A 21,793-nucleotide genomic window follows, 5' to 3' on the forward strand; every position below is an offset into this window, starting at 1 on the left:
GGGCGGGGAGCGCCAGGTGTGGGCGCGGGGGCGGGCCGGGGAGCTGCCGCGGTTGGGGGTGGCTTCGGGGACCGGGGGGTGGTTCTGCTCGTCGGGGACGGTGGTGCTGGGACGGGGGTGAGGGGGTTCAGCGGGCGGGCGCCGGGGCCGACGGCACTCCCGCCTCCGGGGTGCCGGCCGGGAACACGCACTCCCGGATCACGCGTTGTGCTGATCGGAAGTCCATGGGTCGTCGTTGCTCATCCGGGCGCGCGGCCGATGGCCCAAGCCCTGGAGGAGACTGCAAATGGCCCTGACCCGGGACGAGCGTGAACAGTTTCTGGCCGAGCCGCATGTCGCCGCGCTGGCGGTCGACGCGGGTGCGGGACGTGCTCCGCTGACCGTGCCGATCTGGTACCAGTACGAGCCCGGCGGCGACGTATGGATCATGACCGGGCTGGATTCCCGCAAGAACCAGCTGATCCAGGCGGCGGGCCGGTTCTCCCTGATGATCGACCGGCTCGAGCCCACCATCCGGTACGCCTCGGTCGAGGGGCCGGTCATCGAGACGACCCCCGCCACCCTCGACCAGCTCCGGGAGATCTCGGCCCGCTATCTCCCCGCCGAGAAGGTCGACGGCTATGTCGACTTCGCCTCGAAGAACCACGGCGAGCAGGTCGTCGTCCGGATGCGGCCCGAACGGTGGGTGTCCTCCGACCTCGGCCAGGTCTGAGCCGGGCCCGCACGTGACAATCGGGGCATGGGAACGGATCATCACGAGCTGGATATTCATCAGACACTGAGGTCGCTGCGGGTGTGGGACCCGGCGGTCACCGAGCTGCCCGCCTTCGACCCGGCCACCGCACCCGCGGACCCACTCGCCCTCTTCACGGCCTGGTTCGCGGAGGCGGTCGCGGCGGGGCAGGTGGAGCCCCACACCATGTCCCTCGCCACGGCCGACGAGGAGGGTATGCCGGACGTACGGACCGTGATGCTGCACGGCGCCGACGCGTCCGGCTGGTCCTTCGCGACCCATGTCGGCAGCCGCAAGGGCCGCCAGCTCACCGCCCGCCCGTACGCGGCCCTCGGCTTCTACTGGCCGGTGCGGGGCCGCCAGGTGCGCGTCCGCGGCCCGGTCACCGCGGCCCCGTCCACCGAGTCGCAGGCCGACCTGCACGCCCGCTCGACCGGCGCGCTGGCGGCGGCGCTGACCGGGCGGCAGAGCGAGGTCCTCTCCTCCTTGGCCGAGTTGGCGCGGGAGTCGCAGGCGGCCTGGGACCGGGCCCAGCGTGAGCCGGACACCCCGGTCCCGTCCTGGACCCTCTACCGCCTGCGCCCCGACGAGGTGGAGTTCTTCCAGGGTGACGCCGCGCGACGGCACGTACGCCTCAACTACCGGCGCGAGGACGAGGGTTGGGCCAAGGAGCTGCTCTGGCCCTGAGGCCTTGAGGTCCTGACCCTAGAAACCCCGACTCCCACGGAAGTCGTACGCCGTGAAGTCCGCGACCGGCCGATACCCGATCCGCTGATAGAGGCTGTTGCTCGTCCGGTTCGCCAGGTCCGTGAAGAGCAGCACCTCACGCACCCCGGAGGCGAGCACGGCCCGGCTGACCTGGGCGGTGACCGCGCCGGCGTAGCCGCGTCCGCGCAGGTGGGCCGGGGTGTAGACGGGGGCGACCCGGACCTGGCCGGCGACCACCGGGGTCACGCCGGCCATGGAGAGGGGGGTGCCGTCCTCGCCCTCCCAGAAGGTGACGCCGCCGTAGGAGATCCGGGAGTCGGCCCAACCGGTGGCGTCACGGGCGGCGTGATCACCGACGGCGTCGACGAACTCGCGGTACCAGAGCACCAGTTGCTCCCGGTCCTCCTTGCCCGCGATCCGCGCCCGGCCCGCCGGAACGGGCTGCGGAACGGTCAGGTTCCCCAGCCGGTACAGGCGTTGGCGCTGGACGACGGCGCCGCGGCCGCCCGTGTGCCGGCGCCAGGCGGCGGTGAAGGCCTCGGCGGTCTCGTGGGCCGCGATGACGCCGGGGACCGAGTGGCCAAGGGCTACCAGGTGGGCGGCGAGGGACTCGGCCTCGTCGGGGGTCAGGGGCGTGACGTTCAACCGGAACGGCGGGGTGCGGAAGTAGGCCGCTCGCACCTGCCCGCCCACCTCCAGCACTCCGAACACGGGTGCCTCGTCGCCGTATGCTCGCAGCCCGCTCGTGCGCAGCGTCTCGGTCACCGTCAGGGCGACGGTGTGCAGATCGGGGCGTGAGCGCAGGAAGCCTCCGGCGTGGGCGAGAAAGCCGGTGAGATCCTGGGTGCAGTACCAGTCGTCCGGGCGCATACCTCATGATCCCGCGCCCGGGCGGAGGATGTGCACCCTTTTCCGCCGCGGACACGAAGCCGACACAACAGCCCACTCCCAGGCGGGGGTTGAGGGGCTCCGGGTTCACGGCCCGGCGGGCCCACACGTTGACGTCCGCGTCCTTCAGCCTACACGCCGACGTCCGGATCCTGTGCGAGTCGCGCGTGCAGATGCATGTCCCGGTAGGCGTCATGCCGCCCCGCTTCCCACATCGCGCCGCGCAGGGTCCCCTCGTAGCGGAAACCGCAGCGCTCGGCGATATGGCAGGAGGAATCGTGGCCTACGGCGTGATCGAGTTCGAGACGGTGCAGGCCCAGGCCCGACTCGGTGAGGGCCCAGCGGGCGACGAGGGAGAGCGCGTGCGTGGCCACGCGACGGCCGCGGACCTCGGGAAGAACCCAGTAGCCGACGCGGGCAGACTTCATCACCGGGTTGATGAGGTTGACGCCGATGTGTCCGAGGGGTGCGCCGGTCGCCGCGTCAGTGACGCAGTACGACGCCGCCACGCCCTCCGCCGTGTTCCACGCCGTGTCGCTCAGTGAGTCCCGGGCGCTGTCGAGGTCCGTGGTGATCTTCAGCGGGGTGTTCCAGCGCCGGAACTCGGGGTCGGTGCGCCCCCGGAACCACGCGTCGACGTCGGCCTCGGAGTCCGGGTCCCAGGGGCGCAGGTGGAGGCCGTGGCCGTGCAGGTCGGGGAACGGGTGGTCGGCAGGGGCGGGGACGCGGTGGGCGAGGTGTCCGTCGTCGGGATGGGTCATGGGGTCATTGAAACGGCCTGACGATCAACCCGTCAGCGGTTCGGGCCGGAACACCGGCACCCCGTCCCGGAAGGCCACCTCCAGCTCCATCCCTGCCCTCAGCCGCCCGGCGTCCGCGCACTCCACGACCTCGGTCATCATCCGCGGCCCCTCCGCCAGATCGACGACCGCGGCGACGTACGGCGTCCGCGCCCCGAAGGGTGGCAGGTCGTTACGGTGCACGACGGACCAGGTGTAGAGGGTGGCCCGGCCGCTCGCGGGCTCCCACGTCACGTCCTCGCTCCAGCAGTGGGGGCAGAACTCCCGGGGGTAGTGGTGGGCGCGGCCGCAGGCGCGGCACCGGCGGATGAGCAGCCGCCCGTTCGCCGCCGCGTCCCAGTACGTACGCGTGAAGGCGTCGGCCTCCGGGATGTCGTACCGCTGATCGACGTCGGATCGCCGCCCGCTCATCCGAACAGCCCCAGCGCGCTGTCCACCGACCACGACTGCCACGACATCCCGAACAGCGCGACCAGCGAGATCAGCGCCATCATCGAGTTCTGCCCCTGCTCGGCCCAGTCGTGGATCATCAGGGCGAAGTAGAGGCCGTTGAGCAGCAGCCCGCCGACGAGGGCGACCGGGGTCAGGAACCCGAGGATCAGGCCGAGCCCGAGGGCCAGTTCCGCGTACAGGACGACGTACGCCATGGTGCGCGGCCGAGGCGCTACGACGACCTCGAAGCCGGACCGCACGGCGTTCCAGCGGTGCTTGCCCGCCACGTCCGCCGCCCAGGCGATCCCGGCGCCCTCGAACCAGCTCTTCTTGTCCTTGTGCCGCCAGCTCTCCAGCCACCACAGCCCGAGGCCTATGCGGAGCACGGCCAGCCATTCCGCACCTGTGAGCCAGATCGCGTCCATGGATCTGACGGTACGTCAGGTCTGCGGAGCCTGACAATCGCCTGTGCGTCAGCGACACCGAGGGAGCCGAAGTCAGGGCTCGGCGTCGTGCCGTTCCTGGTGCGGCGAAGTAGTGCCGCGATGTGCGTGCCGCGAGGTCACTCCGAGCCGTCCAGCCCCATGAGGACGGAGTACGCCGACTCGGCACGGCGCGCCGGTGCGGCGTCGGGGCGTGCGTGGTCCAGGAAGCTCTCGGTTCCGCCGTGGTGGAGGACCTTGCCGCCGTTCATGAGGGTGACGGTGTCGGCTTCGTCGGCCAGGTCGGCGATGTCGTGCGTCGACATGAGCACCGGCGTCTTCGCCGAGACCTCCCGCAGCACGTCACGGAAGACCGTGCGCTGGTGCGGGTCGAGCCCGGCCGTGGGCTCGTCCAGCAGGATCACGCGCGCGTCGTGGGCGAGAGCGCAGGCGATTCCGACGCGGCGCAGTTGCCCCCCGGACAGCCTTGCCGTCTTCCGGCCGGCCTCTTCGGCGAGGCCGACCTGGTCAAGGGATGCTCCGGCGCGCTCCCAGGCACGGGAGCGGTCCTCACCCTTCAGCCAGGCGACGTATGCCACATACTCGCGGGCGGTCAACTGCCTTGAGGTGGGAACCCGTTGTGGCAGCCAGGCCACGTGGCGGCGGTATTCACGGCTGGCGGAGGTGAGGTCCGTGCCGCGGAACAGAACTCTGCCCGCCCTCGGCTCGACCGTGCCGGCGAGCAGAGCCATCGTCGTGGACTTGCCCGCCCCGTTGGGGCCGAGCAGGATCGTCAGGCCCTGCTCGGGGACCTCGTAGGTGAAGCGGGTCAGGACAGGGCGAATCCAGCGGTGGTAGCCAAAGGTCACACGGTCGAGCAGCAGAGTCATCGGTCGGTCCTTGGTGCGAAAAAGATGAGGGAGCAAACTCCGGCCAGAAAGACAGCGGCGGCGCCTACGGCGGCATGTGCGACGTCGGCCTTCTCCGTGACGATCACCCAGGGATAGGGATCGTTGAGACTCCGGCCACCGAGGAACATGGAGTGAATCATCCAGAAGACCGGGAGCAGCGTCGCCCGGTGCCCCAGCAGCGGCCAGGCACCCACGGCGAGTCCGCAGAAGAGCAGGTTGTTGCGCGCCGCCGTCACCATCGCTTCCGGACCGAGCGGGGACATCGCCATGGCCGCCACGGACACGAGCAGGGCGAAACCGGCGACCAGCGTCACGTCCCTCGCGTCGAGCCTGCGCACGGCGGACCGTTCCACGGAGGGAAGCCGTCGTTCGAGGCAGACGACCAAGGCGACGGAGGGGATGAGGCAGAGGAAGTTGCTCAGCTCTGTCGGTACCGCGAAATCCCCCACGAACGCGGGGAAGACGACGACCACGTCGAGGGTGAGTCCGACGCTCAGGACGAAAGCCGCCAGAGCACCGGGCAGCAGGCCCAGGGCTCCCCGCTGGCGCAGCCACCAGATCATGGTCAGCGACCTGCCCCACAGGCCTGGCGCAGCTGATCGGCGTACCACGCCTTCTGCTCCCGCACGGGAAGCCTGCTCACCCTGTTCATCTCAGTGAGGAGCTGTTCCCGGCTCTGCCCTTGACCGAAGTGCTGGGTCTCACGGGACAGCCAGGCAAGGTACTCGCTCTCCACACCGATCGTCCGGGCGGCCCAGAGGGTGTTGTAGTGCAGAGCGTTCCAGTCCGGTTTCGCGCAGGGAATTCCGACCACAGCGATGGCGAAGTTCTCCCGGAGCACCTTGTCCGCGTTGCCGGGCACGAGGTCGAGGGCCCAGTGTTCCCCCCTGGTGTCGAGCTGCCGACCATCGGCCACCGTGACGTCGGTGATGCGGGTGGGCTTCTCGACAATGACGCCCCTGGCCTGCAATTCCTCCGTCATTGCGGCGAGTTCGGCCCGAATCTCGCCGATGTGCTCGGCACCGGCCGACGGAAGGCAGACCTCGGGCTCGTTCCCCTCGCAGGTGATGGGAGCGAAGCCCTTGGCCGCGGGGGCGATCGAGTGCCAGTCCTTGGTGATGCCGTAGGCGCCGACCAGTCCGCTGACCGCGATCACCAGGGATGCGGCGACGGCGGGGACGCGGATACGCCGAGGGCCCGCCAGGAGGACACAGGCGATGGCCAGACAGACCGTCGGCAGGAGTGCGGCCACCGTCATGGCCGGCGAGTACGCCTCACCGAATCCCAGCCAGGCGATGGACCCGGTGACGTGGTGCGCCCAGTAACTGTCGGTCCCCAGCGGGAAACTGATCCCGAGGAACACCGCTACGGCCACGGCCGGCGCGGCGTACAGCGCGTGGAATCGGCGCCCCAGGACGAACCCGATGACGGCGTGCGCGGTGAGGAGGACGACGACGATCGCCATCAGGTGCAGCACATACAGATCGGGAAGGACTCCGACCATCCACAGTCCACCGGCCGTCACGCCCGCGGTGAGGACCGACAGGGAGAGCACGGCGATGAGGATGGGCTGGACCGTGATGCGCCAGGTGGGGCGCGCGGCCCCCAACTCCCACGTGCCGAGGGCTCGCAGTCGCGTCGCCTCCACCGCGGCCAGCCCCGCCACAGCCGCGGCGGCCATCGGCACCGGTGCGTGCACGGCGTACGACGCGACCTGTGCGGGCCACGGCACGGCGATGAGCCGCTCGATGTTCCGAGTGCTCGTCAGAAAGACGAAGGCGAAGAAAAGGCCGATCAGCGGAAAGGCGAGCACGGCCGGATGCGTGCGAAGAGCAGTGGAGATGCGCATGAACCCTCGTTCGGAGGACAAACCGGGGCCGCCGCACGGCGTGCGGCGGCCCAGCAGGATCAGTCAGCCAGGGTCGTGTCCACGCTGACCTTGTCAGCGGCACCCGTGCACGCCGCGCACCCCGTACCGAGCTTGGTGATTTCGAGGTAGTAGCTGTCGTAAGGCAGTCCCGACTGGGTCGCCGTGCTCGTGTATCCAGAACCCTTGAAGCAGTTCGTGAGCGTCGACGTGTCGTGCTTTACGTCAGAGCCCCAGTCTATCTGCTGCCACAGCGCCACATCGACGCTGTTCGTAGTTCCCGCCTGGTCGCACCCGGTGAAGTGGAACTCGTTGTACTGCTCGTCCACCCACTGCTGGGAAGTGGTCCCCTGGACCAGACCGAAAGGAGACTTGCTCCAGTTGGCCCAGGCAACAGAAGTGGTGGCAATCGTGAGTGCGGCGGCCGCCCCCGCGACAACACCGAAGTTACGCAGACGTCTTCCCGACAAAGGAAATCCCCTCCTTGCGCTTCCGATCGTCGAGGCCCCCCTCGAACTGGAGACCGAAAGGCTGGGTGACTATAGCATCGCCCCTGCCGTCCGCCAGCCGTGATCAAACAGGGCACTTCGCCTACCCCACCCGACTCCTGACCTGCGACGCAGGAGCCAGACCCCGCGTCTGCGGGCGGCCATCGGCCGACGCCCGGGCCATCGTCGTGCAGGGCGGAAGAAAAGGCTGAACGGGCCGAACGAGCCGAACGCGCCGAATTCATCGAGGCGGAACCTGTTCCCGTTGTCGCGCGAAATCGCCAGGAAAATGAGCTCGGCTCAACCCCCAAAAGAGCGGACCGATCGAACAGAGTTCTCCTGCCCGACCTTCTTTACACCTCCGGAAAGAGTCGACCCAATCGGCAATCCCGCCGTTCCGTAAGCAGCGGCATCCGCGAACTGTCCCGGCCCCGCCTCCAGTTGCCGCCGGCAGCCTCACCGTCAAGGCCGGCGGAGCCCTTCACACCTCGGCGCTCCTCTGCGCCGAGCGGTTGAGTCAAGGCGTGCCATATCCGGACTCGCACCATGTCCACCTCACCCCCACTGCAAGGAGACCTGCGCCACAGACCCCGGCCACTCCTCCACACCCGTAATCGATCCGCAACCAATTCCGGGCTTGACCGAGACCCATCAACCGACTGCGTGATTACGCTCCCGACCATGGCCGACTCCACAGCGTCCCCGTCTCCCGCGGACCGCCCCGTCTACGTCATCGGCGGCGGCCCCGGCGGTCTCTCCGTCGCGTACGCCCTGCGCGCCCAGGGCATACGGGCCGTCGTGCTGGAGAAGTCGGACCGGGTCGGCGCCTCCTGGCGGCGTCACTACGACCGCCTCCATCTGCACACCACCCGGCGGCTGTCGGCCCTGCCCGGGCTGCCGATGCCGCGCCGCTTCGGACGCTGGGTGTCCCGGGACGACGTCGTGCGCTACCTGGAGAAGTACGCCGAGCACCACGACCTGGAGATCGTCACCGGCGTAGAGGTCTCCCGGGTCGAGCCCGCGCCCGACGGCTCCGGCTGGCTGCTGCGCGCCACCGGCGGCCGTGAACTGACCGGCGCCGCGGTCGTCGTGGCCACCGGCCACAACCACACCCCGCGCGTCCCGGACTGGCCCGGCCGAGCCGACTACACCGGCGAGTTCCTCCACGCGGGCGAGTACCGCAACGCCGCCCCCTACGCCGGCCGGGACGTCCTGGTCGTCGGCGTCGGCAACACCGGTGCCGAGATCGCCGTGGACCTGGTGGAGGGCGGGGCCTCGCGGGTGCGGCTGGCGGTGCGCACGGTCCCGCACATCGTGCGGCGCTCCACCGCCGGGTGGGCCGCCCAGTTCACGAGCATCCTCGTACGGCGACTGCCGGTCGGCCTCGTCGACCGGCTCGCGCGCCCCGTGGCCAAGCTCAGCGTGCCGGACCTGTCGGACCACGGACTGCCCCGCCCCGACACCGGCCTCTACAGCCGGGTCAAGGAAGGGTCCATCCCCGTCCTCGACGTCGGCCTCATCGACGCCGTGCGCAAGGGCCGGGTCGAGATCGTGGCCGCCGTGGAGGGGTTCGAGGAGGGCAAGGTCACCCTCGCCGACGGCACCCGCCTCACGCCGGACACCGTCATCGCCGCCACCGGATACGTCCGCGCCCTGGAGAACCTCGTCGGCCACCTCGGCGTGCTCGACACCCGCGGCAAGCCGGTCGCCCAGGGCGCCCGCACCCCGCCCACCGCACCCGGCCTGTACTTCACCGGCTTCACCAACCCGATCAGCGGCAACCTCCGGGAGATGGCGATCGACGCGCAGAAGATCGCGAAGGCCATTGCCCGGAGCGGCGACGGCCGGGTTTCGCGTCTGCCGTGACTGAGGGGCCGGCGACTCAGGGCGACGGGACCGGCGGTGCGCCGAACGCGGTGCCGACCGCCTCGTCGCAGTCCAGTGTCCCGGCCGCCTCCGGAGGGACGGGCGCGGCGATGATCGCGTCCAACATCTCGCGCGCGGCGCGTAGTTCGTTCATGGCGGCGGTGATCCGGTCCCGCTCCCTGGCCAGGTCCACCAGCAGGTCCGGGCAGGCGGCCGCGAGTTGCCCGCCCTCCTCGACCATGCAGGGAAGCACGTCGGCGATGGTCGCGGTGCCCAGTCCGGCGGCGAGCAGCGTGCGGATGCTGCGCACCGTGTGGACATGCTCGTCGGTGTACTCGCGGTACCCGCTCGGCCGTCGCAGCGGACTCAGCAGCCCCTGCTCCTCGTAGTACCGCAGTGCCCGTTCGCTGACTCCGGTCCGCTGCGACAACGCCCCGATACGCATGTGATGACAAGCTCCCCGAAAAGCGAGTTGACTCTGACATCGACGTGAGGGTTTAGCTTACGCGGCATGTCAACGGAAACGCCCCACACGACCCATCCCCGACAGTCGGCCGGACCCCGAGAATGGCTCGGGTTAGCCGTGCTCGCGCTCCCCACCCTGCTGCTCGCCATGGACGTCACCGTGCTGTACCTGGCCGTCCCGCACCTGAGCGTGGCCCTCCAGCCAGGCAGCAGCGAACTGCTCTGGATAGCCGACATCTACGGCTTCATGATCGCCGGCTTCCTGGTCACCATGGGCACGCTGGGCGACCGGATCGGCCGCAGAAAACTCCTGATGATCGGGGCGGCCGCGTTCGGCGTCGCTTCGGCGCTCGCCGCCTACTCCACCAGCCCCGAGATGCTGATCGCTGCTCGCGCGCTCCTCGGGATTGCGGGGGCGACCCTGATGCCGTCCACCCTCGCGCTGATCACCAACATGTTCCGTGACCCGAGGCAGCGTGGCACGGCCATCGGTGTCTGGGTGACCTGCTTCTCGGCCGGTGTGGCGCTGGGGCCCGTACTGGGCGGACTGCTGCTCCAGGCGTTCTGGTGGGGCTCGGTCTTCCTGCTGGGTGTGCCGGTGATGGTCCTGCTGCTGGTGACCGCCCCGGTGCTGCTTCCAGAGTACCGCGACACCCGGGCCGGTCGACTGGACCCGACCAGCGTCGTACTGTCCCTCGCCGCCGTCCTGCCGCTCATCTACGGCATCAAGGAGCTGGCCAAGGACGGCGTCGCGGTGCTGCCTCTGTCCGCCCTGACCGGGGGTCTCGTCCTCGGAGTGCTGTTCGTACACCGGCAGCCCGGGCTGGCCAGTCCTCTGCTCGACGTCACGCTGTTCAGGAACCGTTCGTTCAGCGCCGCCCTGGCAATCCAGTTGCTCAGCATCGCCGCCTTGGGCGGGGTCTACCTGTTCATCACCCAGTACACACAACTGGTCGAGGGACTCTCGCCCTTCAAGGCGGGGCTCTGGCTGCTGCCCGCCGCCGGTGCGCTCATCCTGGCGTCCGCCCTCACTCCGGCGCTCGCCCGCAAGGTGCCCGCCGCGCACGTCATCGGGGCCTCGCTGGCGATCTCGGCGGTCGGCTACCTGGTACTCACCCAGGTCGACAGCGTCTCGGGGCTGCCTGTTCTCGTGACCGGCTTCGTCATCGTCTACCTGGGCATCAGCCCCATGTTGGTCCTTGGCACCGACCTGATCGTCGGGGCGGCCCCACCCGAGAAGGCGGGCTCGGCCGCCGCGATGTCCGAGACGAGCACCGAGTTCGGCGTCGCCGTGGGCGTCGCGGTCCTCGGCACGGTGGGCACCGCCGTCTACCGCGACCGGATGACCGGAACCTTCCCCAGCGAGGTCCCGGCGCGGCAGGCCGAGTCCGCCCGTGAAAGCCTGCCCAACGCCATGGCCGCGGTGGACGGCCTCCCCAGCCGACTGCACGACCTCTTGCTCGACCCCGCCCGAGCCGCCTTCACCCACGGCCTGAACACCGTCAGCGCCATCAGCGCCCTGCTCGTCGCCACCCTGGCCCTACTGGCCGTATGGCTGCTGCCGCGAACCCGCCCCGACCACGCCACCACAGAGCCGAGCGGCGCCAGGGACACGGACATCGAAACCACCACAGCGATCACTGGTTCTTGAGGCCGGTCCTGGCGGTGTTGCGAATCCGCTTGGTGCGACCGCGCTCGGCGAGGAGTTCGAGAACGTCAGCGTTCGACCCGGTGGACGCTTTGCGCTGGAGCCAGTCGGACGACGCGAGCAGGGCGTCGGGGCACCAGGACTGCCGCAGTGCGATGGCGCGGAAAAGGGTCCATTCCTGCAGGCGGCGTACCAGGAAGGGATGGGGGGTGGCGGCCCGGCCCATGGACTGTGCCCACGGTTCGTAGGCCGGGCCGAGGTGGAGGTCGGCGGCCCGGCGGTCCAGGTGCCGGAGAACGGCGGACCGCGCCATCACCTGGTCCGGATCGGCGAGAACGGCGCCGACCAGCTCGGCCTCGTCGACGTCGGCGACCTGCTCCAGCTCGCTCAGGTAAGCCGCGAAGCGGAGGTGTTCGGCCGGCTCATCCGACAGCGGTCGGCCCTCCGGACTTGAGGGTCTGGAGGAGCGCGGCGAGGCCTTCGGGGGCGGTGGCCAGGATGACGTCGGGGGTGTCGCTTTCGCGGAGGCGGATCGTTCCGTCGGCGGTAGAGGCGAGGTAGAGGCAGTTGCCTTCCGGGCCGCCACTGTACGACGACTTCTGCCAGTGCAGTTCGGGCATCCGGGCCTCCTCAGAGGGTGTAGAGCAGATGCTGGACAAGGGCCAGCGAGTCCTTCACCGAGTGTGCTTCAGGGGCCAACGATACGTCGATGGGAGCGAGAGCCTTCTCCGCGATGCGGTCGAACAGGGAGTCGTACTCCTCAAGCTGGCGTGGCCGCACCAAGTAGTGTGAGCCCAGGAGCTGTTCGACCACCACGGTTCCCAACCTCCGGTTGGAGGGGATGACATGTGCGAAGTTGCCAGTGAGAGCGGCATGCGCCTGAGCGCTGAACGGATAGATCTGAATGGTCACGTTCGGTAGGCGCGCCAGCTCGATCAGGTGCAGCAACTGCTCGCGTACGACTTTGGTGTCACCGAACCTCATGTGCAGCGCGGACTCATGGATGACGGCATGCACGGACGGCGGGTTGTCGTGCCTGAGAATGTGCTGCCGTTCCATGCGGAACCGCAGGCCTTCTTCGATGTTCGCGAAGCCCAGATCGGGGCTGGTGAAGATGGAGCGCGTGTAGTCGGCAGTCTGGAAGAGGCCCGGGATGAGGAGGGTCTCGTGCGTCCTGATGGCCACGGCCTCTGATTCGAGTTCGGCCAGATTCAGGGCGTCAGGCCCCAGCTGCTTCCTGTAGGCGCTCCACCAGCCTTTGCCGCTGGCCTCGGACATGGCGACCAGCGCCTCAATAAAGGGCTCCTCCGAGCAACCGTAGACGTGACACAGATCGAATAGCCGCTCAGTGAGGACCGAGGTCCGGCCGGCCTCGATGTGCCCCAACTGGCCGCGCGTCATGCCGATCCGCTCGGCGGCTTCACTGGTGGTCAACCCACCATGTTCGCGCAGTTGTTTGAGTTCGAAGCCGAGCCGCCGCTGCCGTTCGGTGATAGTAGTGCGCAGTCCCACGAGTTCTCCTTGGCGATGAGACCAAAGTCTGCCAAGTCTGCCCCGACAACAGGAGTTAGTCCACCAAGTCCGGCGAGCAGGTTGCTCGCGAGAACCCTTCATGGCTACCTTGAGTGCGGATCACGTAACACTGTGGAGCCATCCAACTTGCCCTGCCCATAAGCCGACAGAGCACCCGCCCCTCCACCCAGGCGCGCGCGGGCGACGCCATCGCCGGGCAATGGGAACCCTCACTCGACAGGAGCCGTCCCCATGGACTCATCCCGCCATGCATCCCACCGCCCCACCCAACCCACCCACGAATACAGCCGCTTCGCCCCGGGCGACGCCACCGCACCCCGCCTCTGCCGGGACTTCGTCAGAGCCGTCCTCTTCACCCACGACCGGGAGAACCTCGTCATGCCCGCCGCCCTGTGCACCTCGGAGCTCGTCACCAACGTCCACCTGCACACCAAGGGCACCGCCATGCTCCGCATCCGGCTCACCCCGACCCGCTTCAAGGTCAGCGTCTTTGACGAGAGCCCCGATCCACCCGTCGTGACGCACCCCGCGGCAGGGGTGGTCGCGTGCTGGGGCCGAGGGCTCGCGCTGGTCGCGGAGATGGCGGACGTGTGGGGCGTCGCCGATGAGAGGCCGGGGCGGTATGCGAAGGGGGTGTGGTTCGAGCTGGGCGCAGGCAGGGGACCGCTCGGGCTTCGCTCCAACGGATGAACCAGGGGCACCTTCCCTGGTCAGCCGCCATGCGGCACCTACCGTGATCGCATTGCTCGTGCCCCGAGCACACCCAGCCGACCGTGAGAAGGAGGTGCCCCTTGACCGCGCCCGGCCTGGACGAAGCCGTATGGCAGGCGTGGAAGACCTTGGAGCTTCCCGAGGGCTACCGCGCAGAGACCGTCGAGGGAGCCATCGAAGTGTGGGCCATCGGCCGACTGCCCCACGCCCGGGTCGTCAATCGCGTGCGCGCTGCACTGCAGCGGTTCCTCGATGGCGGTGAGTACGCGACGTACCAGGCCATGGAGGTCATCTTCGGGCGCAAGGGCTGGACACCGGATGTCCTCGTAGCCCCGGAGGACCTGGAGACGTATGAAGACGAACTCGGCGTTGACGCCTCCGCAGTCCACCTCGTGGTCGAAGTTGGCTCCCCCGCCAGGGCCGACCAGGACCGCGACCGCGTCCGCAAGCGCCGCGAATACGCCCGCGCCGGCATCCCCGTCTACGTCCTCATCGACGACTACGACGGCCAGGGCTCCGTCACCCTCTTCACCGGCCCCCGCCCCGACAAGGCCGACTGGGAGGACATCCACCGCGTCCCCTACGGCACCGATGTCACCATCCCCGAAGGCCCCGCCAAGGGTTTCCTGATCGGCGAGGCGATCACCGGCCCAAGGCGGGGCTGAGCGCCCACGGCGTCGAGGATCAGAGGACATCGCCTCCGACGGCGGGCGACCCGCGCCCTCCCTCCCGGTGACGCATCCAGATGTCTTCTCAGTCTGCTTCGGGTCGCCAGGATGGTGCGGCGCGGCGTGCCGAGTGCGCCGCGAGGAGCCCGATCGTCACAGCGGCGAGTGAGAAGCCGGTGGCTGCTGTGGCCAGGACCGGCCAGGAGAACTTGCCTTCTCGCAGGGAGATGACGAAGAACAATGAGTGCCAGTTGGTGATGAATGTGGCGATGCAGGTAGCGATGAGCAACGGCACGGTCAGATACCACGTGGCGATGGTGCGGAAGATTCGGGTGTTGCCGGTGAGGACGCTCAGCGGTGCCAGTCCTCGTCTGATGCGTACGAACTCGGCCGCTGCGCTGATCAGGCCTGTCACCAGCAGCAGGCCCAGGCCTGTGCCGCCGAAGAGGTAGAGCCAGTAGTTGAGTCGATTCTTCTCTTGGGCGCCTATCACCCAGGATTCGCCGGGCGTTTCCACGTTGATCCCGGGGAGTACGGCATAGGCGGCCTTCTCGATCTCCGCTCGGTGCCCGGGCTCGTCGGCGGCCACGATCAGCGACTGGCGGGCACGGCCCGTCGGTAGTGCGCCGTCAACGGCTTGGACGGTGAGGTTGCCCTGGTAGGGGGCGGCCAGTTCTTTCAGCCGTGGGTCTTGTGTGGTGATGGGCTTGGCGGTTGTCGGGCAGGGCAGGCGCAGTGCCTTGAGGTCGTGGCAGGCGCCGGCCAGGTCGATGTGGGGGTGGTCACCTTCGGGATGGGCGGTGGTGGCCAGGAGGTGCGTCCTGTCCGGAAGGGTGCGTGCCAGGTGCTCAGTGGCGCGGGGGGTGAGGTTGCTGCTGGAGACGGTGAGGAGGGTGTCTCCCACTCGCTGGGTCAGCTGCTTGGCAGCGGCGGCGCTGTCTCCCAACCGGCTGTTCCAGACCTGCAGATGGCTGATGAGACCGATACCGATGATGAAGACCACGGAGAGGCGGACAAGCACTCCTGGATGAGCCGCTGTCCAGCGGCCGGCGATGAGGCGCCCCGGGTTCCCCTTGCGATAGCCGCTTGCGGCGATGCGTTTCCCGTTGGCGACGCTGAGCATGGCGACGGCTGACGGCAGCGTGGCCCACATCAGAACGGTTCCGGCCAGGAAGACCACAACATCCGGACCCTTGGGGGCGTACTGACTGCAGGCGATTGCCAGGACACCGATGCCGCACAAAACCAAGCGCCATTTGGGCACGTGTGAGGAGGAAGTGCTGGGTCGTGTCGCCGTCTTCGTGCGTTGAACCCGGTGAAGCACCACGACCAGCAGGAGTGTCAGGACGAGGGAGGCAACGAGCGCCGCGATCAGCTGCGGCCATGCATGGCGCAGGTCATCGGCGTTGACGATATAGCCCGTGAAGGGCAGCCGTACGTCGGTTGCCAGCAGGACGGCGGCTGGGATGAGAGCCAGGAGTGTCCCTACGGCAGCCGGGGTGAAGGCTTCCCCTACGTTCATCACCGCTCGGTGCGCCCAGGAGGCTCCCAGGGCGTTGACGAGGTGGCTTCGGCGGTCTCGGGTGGCTGATCCGACCCGGGTGGCCACGACCAACAGAGCCAAGCCCGGTACGGCCATCAGGACTGCGATGACCCCGACAGTCTCCGCCTTGGTGTGGGGATAGATGTCCTGGTTCATCGGGAAGAGCTGACCGAAGCCCGTGATGTACTGCCAAGACGCCGCCGTGGGGTTGGCCGGCGGGTGGGCGGGGCGGGCGTAGGCGATTCGTTCAGACGGCGACCTGAGCCCCTGCTTGTCGATTGTTCCGGCGTAACGGCCGTATCTTTCGAGGCTGTTGTTGTCTTTTGCCGCTTCGGCGAGTTCCGGGGACAAGAAGACCTCGCCCGGCCGAGGCCAGCGCGAGAGGCCCGGTGGCGGAGGCGTGTCGGTCGCGAGAGGCTCGACGTAGATGATGCTGTGCGGTGACGCGCCGAACGAGTCGATGGCCTCTTTCCACAAGGCTGTGGCCTCGTGCGCGTCGCCGGCCAGAAGAGGGCCTCGCACCGTATCGCGCTGCGTGCGGCCGTCGAAGGTCGCGCTGGTGGTCACCATGGCCAGGGCGGTCAGTGCGATAGCGGCAGAGGCCGTCATCAGGGCCCACAGGCGCAGTCGCGTGCCGGGCGTGGTGCGTCCTGCGGCACGCCCGATCCGCAGAAGCTGGACCCAGAGCCGTCCAGGGCGGCGGAGGCGTGGTGAGTGCTGGTCGGTCACGCGTGCGTCCCCCGCTGAACAGGGATGAGCGCGCTCTCCTGGAGCTGGAACTCGTCGTCCGCGCGATCGGCGACCGCGGGATCGTGAGTGACTACCAACAGCGCGCAGTCCCGCTCGCGACAGATCCGGAACAACTGGTCCGCCACGTTCTCACGTGCTTTCGGGTCCAGCGCACCGGTGGGCTCATCCGCCAGCAGCACGGACGGCTGCGCGATGAGCGCCCGGGCCACGGCCGTGCGCTGGCGTTCTCCTCCGGAGAGCATGCCCGTTGGGGTACTGCCATGGGGCACTTCGAGTTCTTCCAGGAGCCGTGTGGCTGACTCATAGGCACGATGATGGTCGGCGCCGTCGAGGAGCATGGGCAGAGCCACGTTCTCCACTGGTGTCAGTTCGGGCAGCAGCTCGCCGAACTGGAAGACCATGCCGAGGTGTTTGCGGCGGGCCTTGGTCAGAGAGCCGGGCAGGAGTCCCGTCAGGCGATGCCCCCCTGCCGTGATCGTGCCAGAGGCCGGTTTGATCAGCCCGAGCACGCACATGAGAAGTGTGGACTTGCCCGATCCACTGGGCCCGGTAACGGCCACCGACTTCCCCGGGTCCACAGTGAGGTCGACGTTGTTGAGGAGAACACGGTCTCCGACCTGATAGGTCAGGCCCTTGATCTGGAGACCACCGCCCAGCGGAGGGGTGTGGGTCACAGCACGTCCGTATCTTGAAGTAGGCGAGCGGAGATGAAACGGCCCGTCGGGCAAGCCATGGAACGGCTTACCCGACGGGTACTCAAGTGGTGACTCCGCTTACGGAGCCTTCCACCCGGAGCAGTCGTCACTGTCCCAGTCGTTGTCGTCGCACGCCTTGAACTTGATGACCTTCGAGCCGTCACCCGAGATCACGCGGGTCTTGAAGCCGCTGTGGTTCCACAGCGTGCGCAGTTCGCCGGGGCTGGCCTGGCGGTAGTACTCGGCCTTGCCCGGGTCCCCGTCGTCGCTGCCGTCGTAGACGGAGATAAGGCCGCTGTCGCCGTTCCACGGGCTGGTCGCGGTCACACCGCCGCCCTTGGCGTCAAGCGCCATCGCGGTGCTGGTCGGCACCCCTATACCGATGATCAGTGCTATGCCGGCAATCGCCTTGACTCTGCGCATAGTTGATCCCTCCCCTGTTTGAAGTGACCTGTGCGGCTGATGTGCCGCCTGGTGCAATTGATGATCATGGTTCGGTCAAGATTCCTTCACAAGGGAATTACTCTCAGTGTGAAAGTTGTCACCCAGTGGAACCTTGGGTTCCGGACCCGACTCGCCGCATTCACCACCGAGCCGTGGGACCCGCGGGGGAGCGGCAGGAGGCGCGGGGAGAGGCCGACCTCTAACTCCCTTGCGTGCACCACTCGTTACTTGCGAGTCAGATGTTACCCAAGAGCTGTACGGCACCCCCGCACCGCGCCAGAATGTGAACGCTGCTCAACTTTCTGGCTCCACTCCCTCTCGCTACGACGGAGGACGCACGTGGCACGCGAAAGACAGCTCTCCCGGCGCTCACTCCTGGGCGGCGCAGCCGCCGGTGCCGTAACACTCACCGCCACCACCGCCACCGGAACGGCATCCGCGGCGACCACCCGCGACGTCGACGTCGCCATCGTCGGCGCCGGCCTCGCCGGTCTCACCGCGGCCCGCGACCTCGTCGCCGCCGGCAAGTCGGTCGTCGTACTGGAGGCTCGCGACCGAGTCGGCGGACGAGTGGTGGGCCTCAACCTCACCAACGGCGGCATCACCGAGGGCGGCGGCGAGTTCATCGGCCCCACTCAGCAGCGCATCAAGGCCCTCGCCGACTCCCTCGGCGTGGAGACCTTCACCACCTACAACGCGGGCAACAACCTCCTCTACAAGGACGGCAAGAAAACCCCGTACGCCACCGACGGCATCCTCGGCGCGGTCCCGCCCATCGACGCGGCCGGGCTCGCCAACGCCGCGATCGTGCAGGCCACGCTCGACGACCTGGCCAAGCAGATCCCGGTCGACGTGCCCTGGACCGCCGCCAAGGCCGACGAATGGGACCGGCAGACCTTCGAGACCTGGCTGCGTGCCAACGCCGTCATCCCGTCCGCCAAGTTCCTCTTCGACGTGGCCTGCACGTCGATCTTCTCTGCCGAACCCCGCGAACTCTCCTTCCTGTTCGTCCTCTTCTACATCGCCGCCGCCGGCGACGCGTCCAACCCCGGCACCCTGGAACGCCTCACCGAGACCGCGAACGGCGCCCAGGAGCTCCGCTTCGTCGGCGGCTCCCAACTGGTGCCGATCAAACTCGCCGCCGCGCTCGGCGACCGGGTGGTGCTGAGCGCCCCGGTGCGCACGATCGCCAAGTCCGGCGGAAAGTACGTGGTGACCGCCGACGGCATCACCGTCAACGCCAAGAAGGTCGTCGTCGCCGTACCCCCGCCGCTCGCCGCCCGCATCAGCTACGACCCGCTCCTCCCCGCCGCCCGCGACCAGCTCACCCAGCGCCTTCCGATGGCCTCGGTCGGCAAGGCGATCGCGATCTACGACACCCCCTTCTGGCGCGCCGACGGCCTCAACGGCCAGGTCGTCAGCGACACCGGCGTGATCAGCTCCACCTTCGACAACTCCCCGCCCGACGCCTCCTACGGCGCCCTGATGGGTTTCATCGAGGCCGACGAGGCGCGGAAGCTGGACGCGGCGAGCGAGGCGGAGGTCAGGGCCGCCGTGCTGAAGGACTACGCGACGTACTTCGGCGAGAAAGCCGCCTCCCCTTCCTCCTTCGTCCTGCAACGCTGGAACAACGAGGCCTACACCCGCGGCGGCCCCGTCTCCATCGCCGCCCCCGGCGTCCTGACCCAGTACGGCCCCGCCCTGCGCGAGCCCGTCGGCGGCATCCACTGGGCCGGGACGGAGACCTCCACTTACTGGATGGGCTTCATGGACGGGGCCGTGCGGTCGGGCGAGCGGGTGGCGAAGGAGGTGCTGGCAGTGCTGTGAGCGGGCGGCGGTGGCGACCTCCCTACACAGGATCCGTCGTACCCACGCGTGCGGTCCCGCCCAACTTTGCGTGCACAGCCGTTCCTGGCTTGGCGTCAGTTCCTTTAATCTGACACTGCGTCAGTTAATCGCTGTCACACAGGAGCGGGCGGACCGATGCTTGGATCAACCCACGGCACCCTCACCACCGACTCCCGCCGGGCCCGGGTCATCGCATGCGGCGAACAGCCCGGGCCCGCCGTCCACGGCCGGCCGGCCGAGGTCGACGATCTCGACGTCAGCGGCCGTCCGCTGTACTCCGACGTGCCCGATCTGGACCGCTTCTTCCGACCGGAGTCGGTCGCCGTGATCGGCGCCTCGGACGCCGAGGGACGGCCGAACACCGGCGTCACCCGCCAGCTGATCGCCTGGTCCGAGCGGGTCGGCGCGCGGCTCCATCCCGTGCACCCGAGCCGCCCGTCCGTCTTCGGCATCCCATGCTCTCCCTCCGTCGCCGACCTGCCCGAGCAGGTCGATCTCGCCGTACTGCTGGTCGCCGACCCCCTTCCGGTGATCGAGCAACTGGCCGAGGCCAAGGTGAAGTTCGCGGTCGTCTTCGCCTCCGGGTTCGCCGAGACCGGCGAGGCGGGCGCCGCCGCGCAGGACCGGCTCACCGCCGCCGTCGAGCGGTCCGGGATGCGGCTGCTGGGCCCCAACACCAACCTCAACGCCTTCGAGCGGTTCCGCGACGACCTGGACGGTCCCGCGATCGCCCTGATCACCCAGTCCGGCCACCAGGGCCGTCCCGTCTTCGCCCTCCAGGAGCTCGGCATCCGGCTCTCCCACTGGGCGCCCACCGGCAACGAGGCCGACCTGGAGACGGCCGACTTCATCTCCTACTTCGCCGAGCGGCCCGAGGTCGGCGCCATCGCCTGCTACGTGGAGGGCCTCAAGGACGGCCGTTCCTTCCTGCTCGCCGCCGACCGCGCGGCCCGCCGCGGAGTGCCGGTCGTCGCCGTCAAGGTGGGCCGCACCGAGACCGGCGCCCGCACGGCCGCCTCACACACCGGCAAGCTGACCGGCGCGGACGCGGTGGTGGACGCGGCGATGCGGCAATACGGGGTGATCCGGATCGACGGCCTCGACGAACTCCAGGACACTGCCGCCCTGTTGGCCCGAGCTCGGCCGCCCCGGGCCGACGGCGTCGTCGTCTATTCGATCTCGGGCGGCACGGGCGCGCACTTCGCCGACCTGGCCACCGAGGCGGGGCTCGCCCTGCCGGTGCTGTCCGGGGCCAAGCAGGCCGAGCTGCACCAGTGGATACCCGAGTACCTGAGCGTGGCCAACCCCGTCGACAACGGCGGGCACCCGGTCGGCGACCACCGGGGCCGGAAGATCATCGACGCCATCCTCGACGACCCCGCCGTGGGCGTGCTGATCTGCCCGGTCACCGGGCCTTTCCCGCCCCTCAGCGACAAACTCGTCGAGGATCTGGTGGACGCGGCCGAGCGGACGGACAAGCTGGTCTGCGTGGTGTGGGGGTCGCCGGTCGGCACCGAGCCGGCGTACCGCGACGTCCTGCTCGGCTCCTCGCGGGTGGCCACCTTCCGCACGGTGGCGAACTGCATCACCGCGGTCCGCGCCTACCTCGACCACCATCGCTTCGTCACCGGATACCGCTCCCCCTTCGACCACGCGCCCCGCACCCCGTCCCCTTCCTTCCGCAAGGCGCAGCCACTGATGCGCCCGGGCCAGCAGCTGAGCGAGCACGCGGCGAAGCAGCTGCTGCGGGCGTACGGCATCCGCGTCCCGCGCGAGCAGTTGGTGACCAGCGCGGCGGCGGCCGTACGGGCCGCGGGACTGGTCGGCTACCCCGTGGTCATGAAGGCGTCCGGCGCGCGGATCGCCCACAAGACCGAGCTCGGCCTGGTCAAGATCGGGCTGACCTCCGCCAGCCAGGTCCGCGACGCCTACCGGGAGTTGACCGACATCGCGCGCTACGAGGACATCTCTCTTGACGGCGTCCTCGTCTGCCAGATGATCGAACGGGGCGTCGAGATGGTCGTCGGCGCCACGCACGACGAGTTGTTCGGACCGACCGTGACCGTCGGGCTCGGCGGGGTGCTCGTGGAGGTGCTGGGCGACAGCGCCGTACGCGTGCCGCCCTTCGGGGAGGAGCAGGCGCGGGACATGCTCGCCGAACTGCGTGGGCGGGCCCTGCTCGACGGGGTCAGGGGGCGTCCGCCGGCGGATCTCGACGCGCTCGTCGAAGTCGTCCTGCGTGTGCAGCGCATGGCCCTGGAACTGGAGGACGACCTCGCGGAACTCGACATCAACCCGCTGATGGTGCTGCCCAGAGGGCAGGGCGCGGTGGCGCTGGACGCGCTGGTGGTGTGCAGCTGAGATGACGATGGC

Annotated in this window: 23 protein-coding genes; 8 read left to right on the top strand and 15 right to left on the bottom strand. The window is 69.0% G+C overall.

Going from position 1 to position 21,793, the window contains the following annotated elements; genetic code table 11:
- Positions 1 to 286 precede the first annotated feature (286 nt).
- Together IF78_RS0126675 and IF78_RS0126680 are read left to right on the top strand one after the other, a co-directional pair.
- A complete protein-coding gene (locus tag IF78_RS0126675; protein WP_031478747.1) occupies positions 287 to 712 on the top strand; it encodes a pyridoxamine 5'-phosphate oxidase family protein in 426 nt (141 codons plus the stop codon).
- Positions 713 to 739: 27 nt separating this feature from the next.
- Positions 740 to 1,420 (top strand): pyridoxine/pyridoxamine 5'-phosphate oxidase, encoded by a 681-nt coding sequence (locus IF78_RS0126680; protein WP_031478748.1) that lies wholly within the window; start codon positions 740 to 742, stop codon positions 1,418 to 1,420.
- Positions 1,421 to 1,438: 18 nt separating this feature from the next.
- On the opposite strand, the gene IF78_RS0126685 is transcribed toward IF78_RS0126680, so the two are convergent.
- The 8 genes from IF78_RS0126685 to IF78_RS0126720 form a co-directional block, all read right to left on the bottom strand.
- On the bottom strand, positions 1,439 to 2,311 hold the full coding sequence (locus IF78_RS0126685) for a GNAT family N-acetyltransferase (protein WP_031478749.1): 873 nt from the start codon (positions 2,309 to 2,311) through the stop codon (positions 1,439 to 1,441).
- A 149-nt stretch (positions 2,312 to 2,460) separates the two neighbouring features.
- On the bottom strand, positions 2,461 to 3,090 hold the full coding sequence (locus IF78_RS0126690) for a GNAT family N-acetyltransferase (RefSeq protein ID WP_031478750.1): 630 nt from the start codon (positions 3,088 to 3,090) through the stop codon (positions 2,461 to 2,463).
- Positions 3,091 to 3,114: 24 nt separating this feature from the next.
- On the bottom strand, positions 3,115 to 3,540 hold the full coding sequence (locus tag IF78_RS0126695) for a Zn-ribbon domain-containing OB-fold protein (RefSeq protein ID WP_031478751.1): 426 nt from the start codon (positions 3,538 to 3,540) through the stop codon (positions 3,115 to 3,117).
- Complete coding sequence (locus IF78_RS0126700) at positions 3,537 to 3,986, bottom strand: hypothetical protein (RefSeq protein ID WP_031478752.1); 450 nt, start codon at positions 3,984 to 3,986, stop codon at positions 3,537 to 3,539. The genes IF78_RS0126695 and IF78_RS0126700 overlap by 4 nt, the downstream gene beginning before the upstream one ends.
- A gap of 137 nt (positions 3,987 to 4,123) precedes the next feature.
- Positions 4,124 to 4,873, bottom strand: a complete 750-nt coding sequence (locus IF78_RS0126705; protein ID WP_031478753.1) for an ATP-binding cassette domain-containing protein — start codon at positions 4,871 to 4,873, stop codon at positions 4,124 to 4,126.
- Positions 4,870 to 5,457: a hypothetical protein gene (locus IF78_RS0126710; protein ID WP_031478754.1), complete on the bottom strand. Its 588-nt coding sequence runs from the start codon at positions 5,455 to 5,457 to the stop codon at positions 4,870 to 4,872. Before IF78_RS0126710 ends, IF78_RS0126705 begins: the two co-directional genes overlap by 4 nt.
- A 2-nt stretch (positions 5,458 to 5,459) precedes the next feature.
- Positions 5,460 to 6,743, bottom strand: a complete 1,284-nt coding sequence (locus tag IF78_RS0126715; protein WP_031478755.1) for a DUF7224 domain-containing protein — start codon at positions 6,741 to 6,743, stop codon at positions 5,460 to 5,462.
- Between the two features lie 59 nt (positions 6,744 to 6,802).
- Positions 6,803 to 7,231, bottom strand: a complete 429-nt coding sequence (locus IF78_RS0126720) for a hypothetical protein (RefSeq protein ID WP_031478756.1) — start codon at positions 7,229 to 7,231, stop codon at positions 6,803 to 6,805.
- Positions 7,232 to 7,930: 699 nt separating this feature from the next.
- Between IF78_RS0126720 and IF78_RS0126725 the strand changes: the two genes are divergently transcribed.
- Entirely contained in the window at positions 7,931 to 9,115 is a 1,185-nt protein-coding gene (locus tag IF78_RS0126725; RefSeq protein WP_031478757.1) for a flavin-containing monooxygenase, read from the top strand.
- Positions 9,116 to 9,131: 16 nt separating this feature from the next.
- On the opposite strand, the gene IF78_RS0126730 is transcribed toward IF78_RS0126725, so the two are convergent.
- Positions 9,132 to 9,560, bottom strand: a complete 429-nt coding sequence (locus tag IF78_RS0126730) for a MerR family transcriptional regulator (protein WP_031478758.1) — start codon at positions 9,558 to 9,560, stop codon at positions 9,132 to 9,134.
- Between the two features lie 66 nt (positions 9,561 to 9,626).
- On the opposite strand from IF78_RS0126730, the gene IF78_RS0126735 reads away from it, so the two are divergent.
- On the top strand, positions 9,627 to 11,231 hold the full coding sequence (locus IF78_RS0126735) for an MFS transporter (protein WP_051828198.1): 1,605 nt from the start codon (positions 9,627 to 9,629) through the stop codon (positions 11,229 to 11,231).
- On the opposite strand, the gene IF78_RS0126740 is transcribed toward IF78_RS0126735, so the two are convergent.
- From IF78_RS0126740 to IF78_RS0126750, 3 genes are all read right to left on the bottom strand, one after another.
- On the bottom strand, positions 11,218 to 11,541 hold the full coding sequence (locus tag IF78_RS0126740; RefSeq protein WP_078662595.1) for a hypothetical protein: 324 nt from the start codon (positions 11,539 to 11,541) through the stop codon (positions 11,218 to 11,220). The two genes, IF78_RS0126735 and IF78_RS0126740, sit on opposite strands and share 14 nt — an antisense overlap.
- Before the next feature lie 109 nt (positions 11,542 to 11,650).
- Positions 11,651 to 11,848, bottom strand: coding sequence for a DUF397 domain-containing protein (locus tag IF78_RS0126745; protein ID WP_031478761.1), 198 nt, complete (start codon positions 11,846 to 11,848; stop codon positions 11,651 to 11,653).
- Positions 11,849 to 11,858: 10 nt separating this feature from the next.
- Positions 11,859 to 12,740 (bottom strand): helix-turn-helix domain-containing protein, encoded by an 882-nt coding sequence (locus IF78_RS0126750; protein WP_031478762.1) that lies wholly within the window; start codon positions 12,738 to 12,740, stop codon positions 11,859 to 11,861.
- Positions 12,741 to 12,992: 252 nt separating this feature from the next.
- Between IF78_RS0126750 and IF78_RS0126755 the strand changes: the two genes are divergently transcribed.
- Together IF78_RS0126755 and IF78_RS0126760 are read left to right on the top strand one after the other, a co-directional pair.
- Complete coding sequence (locus tag IF78_RS0126755; RefSeq protein ID WP_031478763.1) at positions 12,993 to 13,451, top strand: ATP-binding protein; 459 nt, start codon at positions 12,993 to 12,995, stop codon at positions 13,449 to 13,451.
- Positions 13,452 to 13,552: 101 nt separating this feature from the next.
- A complete protein-coding gene (locus IF78_RS0126760) occupies positions 13,553 to 14,137 on the top strand; it encodes a Uma2 family endonuclease (RefSeq protein WP_051828200.1) in 585 nt (194 codons plus the stop codon).
- An 88-nt stretch (positions 14,138 to 14,225) separates the two neighbouring features.
- Here IF78_RS0126760 and IF78_RS0126765 read toward each other — a convergent pair whose 3' ends face one another.
- From IF78_RS0126765 to IF78_RS0126775, 3 genes are all read right to left on the bottom strand, one after another.
- On the bottom strand, positions 14,226 to 16,412 hold the full coding sequence (locus IF78_RS0126765) for a hypothetical protein (protein WP_051828202.1): 2,187 nt from the start codon (positions 16,410 to 16,412) through the stop codon (positions 14,226 to 14,228).
- The gene (locus IF78_RS0126770; protein WP_037641338.1) at positions 16,409 to 17,107 is read right to left on the bottom strand and encodes an ABC transporter ATP-binding protein; all 699 of its coding nucleotides are present in this window, start codon (positions 17,105 to 17,107) and stop codon (positions 16,409 to 16,411) included. Before IF78_RS0126770 ends, IF78_RS0126765 begins: the two co-directional genes overlap by 4 nt.
- Before the next feature lie 99 nt (positions 17,108 to 17,206).
- A complete protein-coding gene (locus IF78_RS0126775) occupies positions 17,207 to 17,551 on the bottom strand; it encodes a hypothetical protein (protein ID WP_234439761.1) in 345 nt (114 codons plus the stop codon).
- Between the two features lie 360 nt (positions 17,552 to 17,911).
- Between IF78_RS0126775 and IF78_RS0126780 the strand changes: the two genes are divergently transcribed.
- Together IF78_RS0126780 and IF78_RS0126785 are read left to right on the top strand one after the other, a co-directional pair.
- The gene (locus IF78_RS0126780) at positions 17,912 to 19,399 is read left to right on the top strand and encodes a flavin monoamine oxidase family protein (protein ID WP_031478768.1); all 1,488 of its coding nucleotides are present in this window, start codon (positions 17,912 to 17,914) and stop codon (positions 19,397 to 19,399) included.
- A gap of 156 nt (positions 19,400 to 19,555) precedes the next feature.
- Entirely contained in the window at positions 19,556 to 21,781 is a 2,226-nt protein-coding gene (locus IF78_RS0126785; protein WP_031478769.1) for an acetate--CoA ligase family protein, read from the top strand.
- The last annotated feature ends 12 nt before the right edge of the window (positions 21,782 to 21,793 follow it).

The sequence above is a fragment of the Streptomyces bicolor genome, assembly GCF_000719285.1.
Classification (GTDB): Bacteria; Actinomycetota; Actinomycetes; order Streptomycetales; family Streptomycetaceae; genus Streptomyces; species Streptomyces bicolor.

Bases quoted from the DNA above. Each gene is read 5' to 3' on its own strand.
- IF78_RS0126785 (WP_031478769.1), top strand. From the start codon at position 19,556: ATGCTTGGATCAACCCACGGCACCCTCACCACCGACTCCCGCCGGGCC.
- IF78_RS0126725 (WP_031478757.1), top strand. From the start codon at position 7,931: ATGGCCGACTCCACAGCGTCCCCGTCTCCCGCGGACCGCCCCGTCTAC.
- IF78_RS0126705 (WP_031478753.1), bottom strand. From the start codon at position 4,873: ATGACTCTGCTGCTCGACCGTGTGACCTTTGGCTACCACCGCTGGATT.
- IF78_RS0126685 (WP_031478749.1), bottom strand. From the start codon at position 2,311: ATGCGCCCGGACGACTGGTACTGCACCCAGGATCTCACCGGCTTTCTC.
- IF78_RS0126690 (WP_031478750.1), bottom strand. From the start codon at position 3,090: ATGACCCATCCCGACGACGGACACCTCGCCCACCGCGTCCCCGCCCCT.
- IF78_RS0126735 (WP_051828198.1), top strand. From the start codon at position 9,627: ATGTCAACGGAAACGCCCCACACGACCCATCCCCGACAGTCGGCCGGA.
- IF78_RS0126695 (WP_031478751.1), bottom strand. From the start codon at position 3,540: ATGAGCGGGCGGCGATCCGACGTCGATCAGCGGTACGACATCCCGGAG.
- IF78_RS0126675 (WP_031478747.1), top strand. From the start codon at position 287: ATGGCCCTGACCCGGGACGAGCGTGAACAGTTTCTGGCCGAGCCGCAT.
- IF78_RS0126775 (WP_234439761.1), bottom strand. From the start codon at position 17,551: ATGCGCAGAGTCAAGGCGATTGCCGGCATAGCACTGATCATCGGTATA.
- IF78_RS0126745 (WP_031478761.1), bottom strand. From the start codon at position 11,848: ATGCCCGAACTGCACTGGCAGAAGTCGTCGTACAGTGGCGGCCCGGAA.
- IF78_RS0126700 (WP_031478752.1), bottom strand. From the start codon at position 3,986: ATGGACGCGATCTGGCTCACAGGTGCGGAATGGCTGGCCGTGCTCCGC.
- IF78_RS0126710 (WP_031478754.1), bottom strand. From the start codon at position 5,457: ATGATCTGGTGGCTGCGCCAGCGGGGAGCCCTGGGCCTGCTGCCCGGT.
- IF78_RS0126755 (WP_031478763.1), top strand. From the start codon at position 12,993: ATGGACTCATCCCGCCATGCATCCCACCGCCCCACCCAACCCACCCAC.
- IF78_RS0126715 (WP_031478755.1), bottom strand. From the start codon at position 6,743: ATGCGCATCTCCACTGCTCTTCGCACGCATCCGGCCGTGCTCGCCTTT.
- IF78_RS0126730 (WP_031478758.1), bottom strand. From the start codon at position 9,560: ATGCGTATCGGGGCGTTGTCGCAGCGGACCGGAGTCAGCGAACGGGCA.
- IF78_RS0126740 (WP_078662595.1), bottom strand. From the start codon at position 11,541: ATGGCGCGGTCCGCCGTTCTCCGGCACCTGGACCGCCGGGCCGCCGAC.
- IF78_RS0126680 (WP_031478748.1), top strand. From the start codon at position 740: ATGGGAACGGATCATCACGAGCTGGATATTCATCAGACACTGAGGTCG.